Consider the following 13,233-nt stretch of genomic DNA (forward strand, 5'->3'; position numbering starts at 1 on the left):
ATGGCGCGAGGTGGACGATGCGCTCGTCGTTTATGACGCTGAACAGCGGCGGCGTGATCGGCTGAAAACGGTCGTGAGCCTGAACCAGCGTGCGCTGTCGATTGCGCGGCAGCGGTACAAGGCAGGTGCGGTCGATTTCCTCGATGTGCTGAACGTGCAGAAACAGTTGCTCGATGCACAGAGCAACCTCGAGCAAAGCAAGGCCGACGCCGACGCGAACCTCATCACACTGTGCAAGGTGCTCGGCGGCGGGTGGGAGTCAACGTATGCCAGACAGGACAGTGTGCATTGACGTAGCATGCTCCTGCGTGCGACTGTGAGCCGGCCATGAGCTGACCTTGTGGGTGCGCTCTCGTGATTCAGGAGGAAACATGGCTCGATTGCTCTCCGTGAATGTCGGACTGCCGCGCGACATTGACTGGAAAGGTCGCACCGTCCACACCGGAATCTGGAAGGAGCCGGCGCATGCACGCTGTTGGGCGGGCCGGTTGAATCTGACCGGCGACGGTCAGGGCGATCTGGCTGGGCACGGGGGCGAGCAGCGAGCCGTGTTCGTCTACCAGATCGAGTCCTATCGCCATTGGCAGGCGCAACTGAAGCGGAGCGACTTCGTCTACGGACAGTTCGGCGAAAACTTCACGATTGAAGGCATGCCGGACTCCGCCGTGTGCATCGGCGACCGCTATCGGATCGGCACGGCCTTGTTCGAGGTCACGCAACCTCGGGTGACCTGCTATCGCGTCGGCATTCGGACGAACGAGCCCCGCATGCCGGCCTTGCTCACATCCAGCGGACGGCCCGGTTTCTATTTCCGCGTCTTGCAGGAGGGTGCCGTCGGCGCCGGCGACGACATCGTGAAAGTCGGCGAGGCAAAAGAGCGCATGAGCGTCGCCGAGATCAACGCGCTCCTGTATTCACCTCATCACCCGCGCGATCGGCTGGAGCAGGCCTTGCGCATCGAGGCACTTTCGCCCGGGTGGCGCTGGTCGTTCGAGGCGTTGCTGCGGGACCAGACGACGGGTGCGGCGAGCGGGAACGCAGGACTGGCACCCGCTGCTGCCGCGTATCCGGTAGCACCCGGATTTCGGCCGCTCATGGTGACGTCGATTGAACCGGCGTGCGCCGATGTGCTTTCGCTGACTTTGCAGAGCACGAACGGTCAGCCGCTGCAAACAGCGCTGCCGGGTCAGTATGTGGTGTTGCGTCTGCCACGGGCCGCCGGCGGCCCGCCACTCTTTCGCAGCTACTCGCTTTCCGGCGCCGCGTCGACAGAACGCTATCGAATCAGCGTCAAAGTCGAGCCGCATGGCGCAGCGGGAACCTACCTGCAAGAGCAGGTCCGCGTGGGCGATGCGCTCGACGTCAGCGCGCCGCGCGGCAGCTTTGTGCTGCAGCCGGGAGACGGTCCGCTTGTTCTTCTCAGCGCGGGAATCGGCGTGACGCCGGTTCTTGCCATGCTGCACACGCTGGCCGCGGCGGGCTCCACGCGCCAGGTGTGGTGGCTCCACGGCGCTCGCGATCGGCAGCACCATGCATTCGCGGACGAAGCCCGCGCTCTTGTCCACACACTGATGCACGGGCGCAGCTATGTCTGCTACAGCCGGCCGGATGCGAGCGAGCGCATCGGCGAAAATTTTGATGCGATCGGCCACCTGTCGCGAACGGCGCTCGACGAGGCTGGCTTGCCGCGATCAGCGGATTTCTACCTCTGCGGCCCAACGCGCTTCATGGCGGACATGAAAACGGCGCTCGCCGCGCTGAGCGTCGCGCCAGAGCGGATTCACACTGAGATCTTCAACGGCGGCGAGACTTTTACACCCGGCATCGTCGGCACTTCGGCGCGCGCGCCGCACCAGCCGGAAAAGGATGCCAGCACCGGGCCACTCGTTTCATTTGCCCGCAGTGGCGTCGCGGCGCACTGGAATGCGGCGCTGTATCCGAACATTCTGGAACTGGCCGAAGCGTGTGACGTACCGGTTCGATGGTCGTGTCGAACCGGCGTTTGTCACAACTGCGAAAGCGGACTCGTTTCGGGAACGGTGAACTATAGTCCCGAGCCGCTCGACATGCCCGCGCAAGGGAACGTGCTTGTCTGCTGCGCGCAGCCGGCTGGTGACGTCGTCATTGATCTGTGAGTACGAACCTGCCCGCCTCTTTCGAGGCGAACGGCGCTTTCACAAGCGCTGCCCGTGAAGATCAGGTCACACCCTGAACTCGGAGAGATCAGGCCGCAAGTGGAGCGTCAGCGCCACGCATATCAGACCGAAGCCGACGCGCGGGGCGACGATCGCAACCAGCATGGCGGCCGTGAAACCCGCAAGGACGATTAGCGATCGGTATCTTGCTGTACGCCGCATACGCGCGGACACCATGCCGGTGTCCGCCTGGGCCAGTACCTGGTGTTCGAAAACGTTGTACGCCGCGTCGATACATATAAACAGGCCCGCGTAAAACATGACGGACGACGACGCGAGCTCGGTCGTGGCTACCCACGCGGTCGCAAAAGGCAGCAGCGAGACGAGGAACAGATGAACGAAGTTGATCCATATCATTCCCAGCGTCGGCGGGCCGACGAACCGCATCAGGTGATGGTGATTGATCCAGATGATCGCGACGAAGAGATAGCTCACCGCATAGCTGAGGGCGATCGGCCATAGAGGCAACAGGGCCGAGAACGAATGCTCTTCCGGTGCCTTGAGTTCGAGCACCATGATCGTCACGATCACTGCGAAGACGCCGTCTGAAAAAGCAGCTAGACGCTCGGCGGTTGCTTTTGCTTCACGCATGGCGGGCTCCCTGAGATGAGCAAGAAGTCATTTCAACCGCAACGGCCGCACTCAGACACTCAAGACAGCAAACAAACCAAAACATGCGACATAAGCAGGACCGCGGCCGCCGGTGGCGGGCAGCATGGCGCGAGATCGATTAAACGCGCGGTTTAGCGCAAGGGTGCCTCTGACCGACTGGCCGTTGAGCGGCCGTGAGCTTGCGTCCCGCCACGCACCGCGTACGACGGCAAGCCTAGCAAAATGCGATGTAAGTGTATGTTAAATAATGTTTGCGCGTCACGCATAATGAAAACGACACACGCCTTGACAGGTGACGCCGGCGACCGTTTTTTCATCGAGCCTCACATTTGCATTAACATCATCACACTGAACGTAGTGAACGCACCGTGTCGCGACCAGACGTGCTGGTTTGATATTCCACTGTGAAAGAGGGAGACGATCGTGGCTGATGAGAAGATGCTGGCGCAAGTTTGTGAAAAACAGGGATTTTTTGCCGCCCTGGACCAGAGCGGCGGATCGACCCCAGGCGCACTGCGGCTTTATGGCATTGCCGAGAGCGCCTACAGCAATGACGCCGAGATGTTCAAGCTGATACACGAGATGCGCGTGCGCATCATCACGGCGCCCGCCTTCACGGGGGACAAGATCGTCGGGGCCATCCTGTTCGAAGCGACCATGGACGGACAGGCGCAGGGGAAACCCGTTCCGGCCTTCCTGTGGGAGGACCGCGGCGTCGTGCCGTTCCTGAAGGTCGATAAGGGCCTGGAAGCCGAAGCCGACGGTGTCCAGTTGATGAAGCCGATTCCCGGCCTGGACGATCTGCTCGCCCGCGCCGTGAAGCTCGGCATCTGCGGCACCAAGATGCGCTCGGTCATCAGCCTGAATTCGCCAGGCGGGATCGCTGCGATCGCCAAGCAACAGTTCGCACTGGCAGCACAGATCGACGCGCACGGTCTCATGCCGATCCTCGAGCCCGAGATTTCGATCAAGAGTCCGGACAAGCCCGGAGCGGAAGCCACCCTCCTCGCGGAACTGACCAAAGGTCTCGATGCGCTGCCGGATAGCCGTCAAGTGATGCTCAAGCTGACCATACCGGACGTAGCGGACTTCTATCGTCCACTGATCGAGCACCCGCGTGTCGCACGGGTAGTCGCGCTTTCCGGAGGCTACACGCGAGCCGACGCGTGCGAACGGCTCGCTTCGAATCACGGCATGATCGCCAGCTTCTCAAGGGCTTTGATCAACGAGCTCAAGGAATCGATGAGCGACAGCGAGTTCAACGCGACACTCGAGAAGTCCGTCGACGAGATCTATCAGGCCTCCGTCGTCAAGGTTTGAAGCGGCTTGCAGGAGGCGGGGCCTGGCGAATCGAGGCCCCGGTTCGCCGAATGTGAACAGGCTGCTTTGTCCGGTCTCACGGCCGGACAAAGCTCGCGGCCTGATGCTCCACGAATTCTTCCGCGCACATTCGCGTGAAGCGCGACATGGCCTAACCGCCGCCGTCGATCGACCTTCGACCTCTCGCGGCAACACGGCGAACGGCGCTCGGGATGAACGATCCCGCACGACGATAAGGCTATCCACGAACTGCATCCTGATTATTTTGGCGAGCAGCTTCGGACCGTCCTTTTACACTAATATCGGGGCGCTGGCGTCCGCTCCGAAATGGCCAGCGTGCCGTCAGTTCCGGAACCCTGAAGATGAACCGTTTGCCGCCGCTGCGCGCCCTCCAGGCATTCGATGCCGTGGTTCGCAACAAGAATGTAGTCGCCGCCGCCGAATCACTGCACGTGACGCCCGGAGCAGTCAGTCAACAGATCCGCCAGCTCGAGGAATTCCTCGGCGTCGCGCTGTTCGACCGCGAAAGCACCGGCCTGCGTCCCACCGCGCTCGGTCAGCTCTACCACGAGCACGTGGCCCGCGGCTTCGAATGCTTTCGTGCCGCGCACACGGCCCTGGAAGCGGCACAGCATGGTCCCCACTTGACACTCAGCACGTTCCCTTCGGTTGCAACGCATTGGTTTGCGTCCCGGCTGGATAAGTGGCACACGCTATCACCCGGCGTGCGCGTCCACGTCGAGGCGACGGATCGCGAGCCGAAGCGCGGGGAAAGCAATTGGGATATCCGTATGACGTACGGAGCGCCGCCCGCGGATGGAGCCCACTACCGCCTCCTGTTCACCGACCGGGTGACACCGGTGTGCTCGCCGTCACTGCTGCGGGCGGACCGCCCGATCGAGCAGCCCGCGGATTTGCTGCACTACCCGCTTGTGCATGTCGAGTGGGGCTGGAACGACAGGTCGCCGCCGACCTGGGGCGACTGGTTGCGCGCAGCCGGCGTCCTTGTGCCGGACACACTTGCTCCGTTGACTTACTCGCTTTCAGGAATGGCCGTCGATGCGACACTACGCGGCAGAGGCGTATCGCTCGGTCAGGGACTCTTCACCGCCGATAGCCTGAAGCAGGGACTGCTGATCGCACCCTTCAGGATCTCGCTGCCCATGCCATACCCGTACTACCTGGTGTGGCAACCCGGCGCGTTCGATAGGCCGGACGCACGGCAATTTCTTGACTGGCTGACCGAGGAAGCCGTACAGACGCAACGCGACATCAACACGATATTTGGTTGATCCGTTCATCTTTGCAGGTCCCGACAGCGCCGCTCGTGTTTTAGAAAAACTATAGAGACTAAGCAGATTAAATGGTTTGTCGGCGTCTATGCGCCACCCTATGCTCGAAAGCGAATCCATGCGCATCAGCCAAAGCTGATTGCCGGTGCATGCCTGGCCGCATGGTTTCATGCTAACCAGCCAAATCATAGGGATCACGCATGAACATCAATACAAGGCACGATAGCCTGCGGGCTCGTCCAAAGCACATTAACGAAGTGTTGCTCGGCGATGACGACATATCGATCGAGGAATTTATCGCGGTAGCAAAACATGGCGCGAAGGTCCGCTTCTCGCAAAAATATTGTGAACGCGTGTCGCGCTCCCGCCTGCTGGTCGAACGGTTTCTCGAGGAAAATCGCCTCGTGTACGGCGTCACTACCGGATTCGGCGACAACTCCACCCGCGTGATCCAGCCGGAAGAGGCCGAGGACCTGCAACGCAATATCGTGCGGTCGCACGCGGTCTCGGTGGGCGCCCCGCTGGCGCGCGAGGTAGTCCGGGCCACCCAGCTCATGATCCTGAACAGCCTTGGAAAAGGCTATTCCGGTGTCACGCTCGATTTGCTGCAGCAGATTGCGGAACTGCTCAATAACGGCATCACGCCGGTTGCGCCAGGTGACGGCTCGGTCGGCTACCTCGGACCCGAAGCGCACATGGCCCTCGTCCTGATTGGCGAGGGCGAGGCGACCTATCGCGATGAACGGATGAGCGGTCTGGAGGCGCTGGAGAAAGCCGGCCTGAAACCTCATACCCTGCGCTGCAAGGAAGGGCTCGCACTGGTCAACGGCACGACCTCGGTGACCGAAATCGGAATGCTCGCGCTGCATAACGCGCTGGAAGCGTCCAAGGTCGCCGACATTGCCGCTGCCATGTCCCTGCAGCCGCTCAAAGGCACCACACGCGCGCTCGACGCTCGCTACCACTCGGTCAAAAAACACCAGGACCAGTCCAACGCGGCAGACAATCTGCGACGAATTCTCGCTGGCAGCGCATTGACCGAACGCTTTGCTGATTACCGCTTGCAGGATACCTACAGTCTGCGAGCGATGGCACAAGTCCATGGCGCCTCGAAGCGGGCCATCAATGACGCGCGCGAGGCCATTCTCGACGAGGTCGGTTCTTGCGGTGACAACCCCGTCATCTATCCGCACGAGGGCGACGGCCTCGCCATTTCAGGTGCGAATTTCGATGGCACGTTCGTTGGCATCGCGAGCGACCTCCTCTGTATCGCGATGACCAACCTTGCCAAAATCTCCGAACGCCGGACCGATCGGCTGGTGAATCCGCACTTCAGCGAACTGCCGGCGTTCCTCGCGCCGCGCCCCGGTCTGAATAGCGGCTACATGATCGTTCAGTACACCGCCGCGGGCCTGCTCGGAGAAATGCGTATCCTGTCGCATCCCGCGAGCGTGGATAGCGTCTCGACGAGTGGCAATCAGGAGGACCCCGTGAGCTTTGCGTATCTTGCCGCGCGCAAGGCTTACGAGACGTCGCAGAAACTCCAGCATGTCCTCGCGATCGAACTGATGGTGGCGACCCAGGCTCTGGATTTCTTCGACCCGGCAGATGCCTCGCCTGCGACGGCAGCGGTCTACGCCCGGATCAGGCAGAAGGTGCCTAAGGTGGAGGACGATCGCTTCTTCCACCCCGACATGGTGCACATTCACGAACTGGTCACGCAGGGCGACCTGTTGAGCGTCGTCGAAAACATCACCGGCGCGCTGCACGAATAACCGCCCCACAAATGGCAAATGAGCCGTCGATTGCATGGATATCGACGGCTCATTCAATCAGTAACACTAAGCTACGTATCGACCGGAAATTCAGCCTCAAATTCAGCTTCAGGGCGTGACGTCCGTTTTGAACCACTTCTGACTGAGCGTGTGCACCGTCCCGTCGGCAAGCGCCGCGGCAATGGCCTGATCGAACATGGCTTTCAGATCCGTGTCGGCTTTGCGCAAACCGAGCGCTTCACCGTCCCCCCAGATTGGACCGCCAATCTTCGGACCGGCGAATCCCAGCGTCGCGTTGGCGGGTTTTGACAAGGCGGACGCGTAGTAGGACGCGTCGTCGAACGCCACGTCGATACGTCCTGCGATCAGGTCGATGTCGTGTTCCGGAGCGTTCTTGTATTCGCGAATGCTCGCAATATCCTTGAAGTTCTCGTTGATGAACTTGCTATAGACCGTCCCCGTGACGATCCCGATCGATTTGCCCTTCAGGCTGACGCGCAACAGGTCGACGGCCGGCTTGTCAACTGCCGGATTGCCGGTCAGCTTGATGGGTACGGCGCCCGGCGGCAGCTTCGGCAGCACGCCCGACCCGACCGAGACAAAAGCGGCCGGCGTATTCGCATACGGCTTCGAGAAGGTGATCGCCTTCTTGCGCTCGTCACTGATCGACAGGGCATCCATGATCACGTCGAATTTGCCGGAGTTCAGCCCGGGAATCAACCCGTCCCAATCTTGCGCGATCAGTCTGCACTGGACGTGCATACGCGTGCAGAGATTTTTCGCAAGCTCCGGTTCGAAGCCATCCAGCGTGCCGTCCGGACGCGTGAGATTCCACGGTTCATAGCTGCCCTCGAGAGCAATGGTGACGGTTTTCCACTCCTTCGCGTAGCTGGTTGAAGAAAACGCGACGGCCATGACGGACGCCGCGCAAGCCACTGCCTTTACAACGTCCCGACGACTGAGGTTCATTTGAAGTCTCCCTGCCTATGGATTTGAATGAAAAACCAGGTGCCGCTCATGCCAACTCGTCAAGCACCAACACCGCTGAATTCGACCTCGATACGCACGGCAGGAAGCACGTCCCGGCCGCGCGCTCGTCATCGGTCAGATAGGTGTCGCGATGATCGGGCTCGCCCGCGAGAACGCGCATCATGCAAGTCCCGCACACGCCCACTTCGCACGACGATGGCAGGTCGAATCCCGCCTCGCGCAGAGCCGCCAGGACGGTCTTGCCTGCCGGGACAGGTATTGCGTCGCGCCTGCCTTCGAGCCGTACCGAGAACTCGCGTTCATCGCCCGCAACCGGCACCGCGGGACCGAACGACTCCTGATGCACGAACTGTTCGCCCAGCATGTCGCGAGCAAGGCCTGCCGTCATCTCCATGAAGGCGGGTGGTCCGCAAACATAGAGATGCGTGTTGGGCAACGCAGCGGACAGCAGACCGGTAATGCACTCGCGAGTCGCGGCTGGCGACAGGCCGACGTGGATACGCGCCTGATCCGCAAGCGGTGATCGTCCGAGCTCCGTGCGGAATACGACAGACGCGTCGCTGCGCGCAAAATAGGCGAGCGTGTAATGCCCTCGCGATGCCGCGAGCGCGCAAGCCATTGAGAGAATCGGCGTGACGCCGATTCCGCCAGCAATCAAAAGGTGCTGGTCTGCGGTATCGCTCAAGGCAAATGCGTTGCGCGGCGGCCCTATCCGCATTTGCGTGCCGACCTGCGCGGCGCTATGCAGCCATGCGGATCCGCCCCGGGACGCGGGTTCGCGTTTGACGGCGATCCGGTACTCCGGTGCGCTGGCATCGGCGCCACACAACGAGTACTGGCGCACCAGTCCACTCGGAAGATAAACGTCGATATGCGAGCCGGGCGCATACGCCGGCAACGCCGCACCGTCTGTACGGGCCAGCCAGAACACGCGGGTGTCGTCGGCCGCCGCGTCGACGTCCGTGATGCGCACTTCAATCGTATCTGTAGCGGCGTTCATCGCGGTATCTCCGGGGAAGTCACGAAACGACAGGTTGTGGCGCATGTTCGGCTTCGATCATCTTTTGCAGCATGCGGCGAAAACGCAGCGGCGCTGCGTCGGTTTCGATGTCCGTATTAGGCGTTCGCTTGTTCGTCATGCCGTAGTCGACCGCGGACAGCACGACCAGATCCTCATTGAATGCGCTGATGAAATCGTCGGTGAGCGCGCGATCTGTCGCCGCGCAATCGGGCCGGAAGTTGCGCACCTGAAACCAGAAGTAGCGACAGGTATGCTCGGTCACCGGTGTCACGAAGTTATATGAGTCGAGGAGGAACACGTCCGGATGCAATTGCCCCTGCGGCGCGCCTGAATTCGCCGGCGCAATGATGTCGCGAATAATCGCGTGCGACGGATAGCGCACCTCATAATGCTGCAACCGGTCGGCATGACCGGCGAAGCTCACATACGGGAGGAAGAACGGCGCGAGTTCGCAATCCAGCATCCATCGCGAGGCGAGCACGCCGTTATCGAGGACAGTCATCCTGACCGGCACATCGGCGGTGGCGACGTTACCCAGCGAAGTCTTGTGGACATACGTGACGTGAGACGGATCGAGCAGGTTATCCGTCATGTACAGATAGCCGCAGTTGACGTCCATCGCAGGACCGAGATTGACGCCCCACGCCGGATCGTCATAGTGCGCAACGGTCAGTATGTCGTCCGGATCAGCCAGATCAGGGTTGCCCGTCCAGATCCAGACCAATCCGTAGCGCTCGGCTACCGGATAGCGTCTCACGCAGGCCTTCGGCGGAATCCTGGCAAGCCCTGGCGCATGCACGCAAACGCCGTCGGGACTGAACTCCAGTCCGTGATAACCACAGCGCAGGTTGTCGCCCGTCACCTCGCCCATCGACAGGGGCAGCTTGCGATGCGGGCACGCATCTTCAAGCGCGATCACCGCACGCCCCAGACCGCGATAGAGTACGACCGGCTCTTCCAGAATGATTCGCCTCACTGGCTTGTCTTCGATCTCGTCGCTCCAGGCAGCGACATACCACGCGTTCCGCAAATACATTCCCTGCCCCCTTTCGTGTTCAATCAATCGTCCAGTGGGCAAAGAATAGGAACAACAGCCGCGGATCATCAAACGATTTGAACTACAGGCGAGGCTTAGTTTTTCTAAAGGCTCACGCGCGAGCACTTCGATTCGGTTCGTGTAACGCTTGCCTGCATGATGCTAAGTACTCTTAATATGTAAGGAGTTTCCCGAGGATTGACGACTTCCGGATCAAAACCGCTTGCGACACATTTTTTAATTGTGCAGACTTGTCTATACAAATTTTGTCGCGCAAGTCATTGAGGGATCTGTCATGAAATCACGTGCTGCAGTTGCATTCGGGCCAGGAAAGCCTCTGGAAATCGTCGAGATCGATGTTGCACCGCCAAAGAAAGGCGAAGTGCTGGTAAAGATCTCCCATACGGGCGTATGCCACACGGACGCCTTCACGCTCTCGGGCGACGACCCGGAAGGCCTGTTCCCCTGCGTGCTCGGGCATGAAGGCGCAGGCGTCGTGGTGGAAATCGGTGAAGGCGTCACGTCGGTCCAGCCCGGCGACCACGTGATCCCGCTCTACACGGCGGAGTGTGGCGAATGCCTGTTCTGCAAGTCGGGCAAGACGAACCTGTGCGTGGCCGTACGTGCCACCCAGGGCAAAGGCGTGATGCCGGACGGTACGACCCGCTTCTCCTACAACGGCCAGCCGGTCTACCACTACATGGGTTGCTCGACGTTTAGCGAGTACACCGTGGTCGCCGAAGTCTCCGTTGCAAAGATCAATCCGGCTGCCAATCACGAACAGGTCTGCCTGCTGGGTTGCGGGGTCACGACGGGTATCGGTGCCGTGCACAATACCGCGAAGGTGCAGCCAGGCGACAGCGTCGCCGTGTTCGGGCTCGGCGGCATCGGGCTCGCTGTCATTCAGGGGGCTCGCCAGGCCAAGGCCGGCCGCATCATCGCGATCGACACAAACCCTTCGAAGTTCGAGCTGGCAAAAGTTTTCGGCGCCACCGATTGCGTGAACCCGAAAGACCATGAAAAACCGATCCAGCAGGTCATCGTCGAGATGACCGGTTGGGGCGTCGACCATTCGTTCGAATGCATCGGCAACGTCAATGTCATGCGTGCGGCGCTCGAGTGCGCACACCGCGGCTGGGGACAGTCCGTCGTCATCGGTGTTGCGGGGGCCGGTCAGGAAATCTCGACACGCCCGTTCCAACTGGTGACGGGCCGCACATGGAAAGGCACCGCATTTGGTGGCGTGAAGGGCCGCTCACAACTGCCGGGGATGGTGGAAGACGCCATGCGAGGCGACATCCAGCTTGCCCCGTTCGTCACGCACAGATTGCCGCTCGATCAGATTAACGAAGCATTCGATCTGATGCACGACGGCAAGTCGATTCGCACCGTGATCAACTACTAGGACACGACGGTGCGCCGTCTTCGGTGCGGCGTCATCGCGCCGATTTTCATTCAGAAACATTGGAGGTGACAGAATGAGTACCTTGACAATACACCCGTCAGTGGACGCCGGCGTCAGGAAGGGCGCACCGGGTTTCACCGGCGGTACGCTCCACTGCCAATGCCAGAGCGACAGAGTCGAAGTCCGGGTAGAGAGTAACGTCGCACACAACCATATTTGTGGCTGTACGAAGTGCTGGAAACCGGCTGGCGCGGCTTTCGCACTGATAGGCGTGGTCCCGCGCGACAAGGTCACCGTCACCGCTCATGCCGAGAAGCTCCAGATCGTCGACGAGAAAGCGGCCATCCAGCGCCATGCCTGCAAGGCGTGCGGAACGCACATGTATGGCCGGATAGAAAACCGTGACCATCCGTTCTACGGTCTTGACTTCATTCACGTCGAACTCTCCGATGATAGCGGCTGGGAAGAGCCGCGCTTTGCGGCTTTCGTTTCATCGGTGATCGAATCTGGCGGCGCGAAACCGGAACAGATGGACGATGTGCGTGCGCGGCTCACCGAGCTCGGACTCCCACCGTACGACGCGCTCAACCCGCCGTTGATGGACGCGATGTCCACGCATATCGCCAAGCGCAATGGTGTGCTGAAGCAGTGAAACTCAGGGCGGATCGTGCGTACTGATCCGCCCGTCTACGGGATTCGCAGTGGAGCGGATAGAACGGCGTGCCTGGTGGCTTGTTCAGTTCCGCCCTGAAGCGCCGCAATCAGCACCGATGCTTCAATTTCCAAAGCAATCAACGACAACAACAATCAATGCCGCCACGACCCATGCGGCAATTCCACATCCCGCTGTGCCGCGGCCAATCCTTCCAGCATGCCCGCCCGATCGAGCGGAATGCAATACACCGGCTTGGCGCGCTCGAAGCGCCAACTGTCCGCCAGCGCGCCGGCATCGACGGGATCGAAGCCGAACTGATCCAGCAGCCCGCTCACGACGCGTTTGGCGTGCTCGTCGTCACTGGCAAATGGCAGCGCACGGCGCTTCGGCGTATCCCGCGCTGAGCCATCGGTTTCGAGGTCCCTCGCCAGAATCGCGTTGAAGGCTTTCACCACGCGGGCGCCCGGCAACGCGGCGGCAAGCATCTGGCTGGTGGTCGTGGCGTGACTGTCGAGCGCCTCGATCCGGCCGTCGCGCTCGGGATAGTGGTTGCAGGTGTCGATCACGATCTTGCCGTCGAGCGCCGCCGCCGGCAGCGCGTCGATGCTGCCGAACGGCACGGCGACCACCACCACCTCGCCGAACTTCGCCGCCTCTTGCGCCGTGCCGAGCACGCAGCCGAGCGCCGCAGCCGTGCTGATCAGGGTCCGCGGATCGCGGGAATTGCTGATCATGACTTCGTGTCCGTTCTGCTTCGCCAAAGTCGCCATCGCGCGGCCGATAAAGCCCGCACCGAGAATGCCTATCTTCATCTTTCACACTCCATGCATGTCCGAGGATCGCTCCGCCGAGCACCCGCTCGCCGGTCAGAACCACTATGATTCAAAACTTCAACGGAATAAATGCGCGTCATTCGACGACTGTCGAAAGCA

General features: G+C 61.0%; 12 protein-coding genes. 7 read left to right on the plus strand and 5 right to left on the minus strand.

Annotated features, from left to right (window positions below; all coding sequences use genetic code 11):
• A partial coding sequence (locus PQR42_RS34800; protein ID WP_408494904.1) for a TolC family protein occupies positions 1-292 on the plus strand: 292 nt, incomplete at its 5' end.
• 79 nt (positions 293-371) lie between these two features.
• A complete protein-coding gene (locus tag PQR42_RS34805; RefSeq protein ID WP_408390045.1) occupies positions 372-2,135 on the plus strand; it encodes an MOSC domain-containing protein in 1,764 nt (587 codons plus the stop codon).
• A gap of 66 nt (positions 2,136-2,201) precedes the next feature.
• Here the strand turns inward: PQR42_RS34805 and PQR42_RS34810 are convergent, their stop codons facing one another.
• Positions 2,202-2,786, minus strand: a complete 585-nt coding sequence (locus tag PQR42_RS34810) for a TMEM175 family protein (protein ID WP_408215776.1) — start codon at positions 2,784-2,786, stop codon at positions 2,202-2,204.
• A gap of 444 nt (positions 2,787-3,230) precedes the next feature.
• Between PQR42_RS34810 and PQR42_RS34815 the strand changes: the two genes are divergently transcribed.
• The 3 genes from PQR42_RS34815 (at position 3,231) to hutH (ending at position 7,194) form a co-directional block, all read left to right on the plus strand.
• Positions 3,231-4,127, plus strand: coding sequence for a fructose bisphosphate aldolase (locus PQR42_RS34815; RefSeq protein WP_408390043.1), 897 nt, complete (start codon positions 3,231-3,233; stop codon positions 4,125-4,127).
• Between the two features lie 362 nt (positions 4,128-4,489).
• Positions 4,490-5,419, plus strand: a complete 930-nt coding sequence (locus PQR42_RS34820; protein WP_408215781.1) for a LysR substrate-binding domain-containing protein — start codon at positions 4,490-4,492, stop codon at positions 5,417-5,419.
• Between the two features lie 200 nt (positions 5,420-5,619).
• On the plus strand, positions 5,620-7,194 hold the full coding sequence (gene hutH / locus PQR42_RS34825) for a histidine ammonia-lyase (RefSeq protein WP_408494907.1): 1,575 nt from the start codon (positions 5,620-5,622) through the stop codon (positions 7,192-7,194).
• Between the two features lie 108 nt (positions 7,195-7,302).
• Here the strand turns inward: hutH and PQR42_RS34830 are convergent, their stop codons facing one another.
• From PQR42_RS34830 to PQR42_RS34840, 3 genes are all read right to left on the minus strand, one after another.
• Positions 7,303-8,109 (minus strand): transporter substrate-binding domain-containing protein, encoded by an 807-nt coding sequence (locus PQR42_RS34830; protein WP_408390062.1) that lies wholly within the window; start codon positions 8,107-8,109, stop codon positions 7,303-7,305.
• 100 nt (positions 8,110-8,209) lie between these two features.
• Positions 8,210-9,184, minus strand: coding sequence for a PDR/VanB family oxidoreductase (locus tag PQR42_RS34835; RefSeq protein WP_408390040.1), 975 nt, complete (start codon positions 9,182-9,184; stop codon positions 8,210-8,212).
• A 19-nt stretch (positions 9,185-9,203) separates the two neighbouring features.
• Positions 9,204-10,241, minus strand: coding sequence for an aromatic ring-hydroxylating dioxygenase subunit alpha (locus PQR42_RS34840; protein WP_408215788.1), 1,038 nt, complete (start codon positions 10,239-10,241; stop codon positions 9,204-9,206).
• Between the two features lie 295 nt (positions 10,242-10,536).
• Here PQR42_RS34840 and PQR42_RS34845 point away from each other — a divergent pair, with 295 nt between their 5' ends.
• Together PQR42_RS34845 and gfa are read left to right on the plus strand one after the other, a co-directional pair.
• A complete protein-coding gene (locus tag PQR42_RS34845) occupies positions 10,537-11,646 on the plus strand; it encodes an S-(hydroxymethyl)glutathione dehydrogenase/class III alcohol dehydrogenase (protein WP_408215791.1) in 1,110 nt (369 codons plus the stop codon).
• Between the two features lie 73 nt (positions 11,647-11,719).
• Positions 11,720-12,298: an S-(hydroxymethyl)glutathione synthase gene (gene gfa / locus PQR42_RS34850; RefSeq protein WP_408215794.1), complete on the plus strand. Its 579-nt coding sequence runs from the start codon at positions 11,720-11,722 to the stop codon at positions 12,296-12,298.
• A 155-nt stretch (positions 12,299-12,453) separates the two neighbouring features.
• Here gfa and PQR42_RS34855 read toward each other — a convergent pair whose 3' ends face one another.
• Positions 12,454-13,113, minus strand: coding sequence for an NADPH-dependent F420 reductase (locus PQR42_RS34855; RefSeq protein ID WP_408390038.1), 660 nt, complete (start codon positions 13,111-13,113; stop codon positions 12,454-12,456).
• Between the last annotated feature and the right edge of the window lie 120 nt (positions 13,114-13,233).

It is taken from the genome of Paraburkholderia sediminicola (assembly GCF_046027355.1).
Taxonomy (GTDB): Bacteria; Pseudomonadota; Gammaproteobacteria; order Burkholderiales; family Burkholderiaceae; genus Paraburkholderia; species Paraburkholderia sediminicola_B.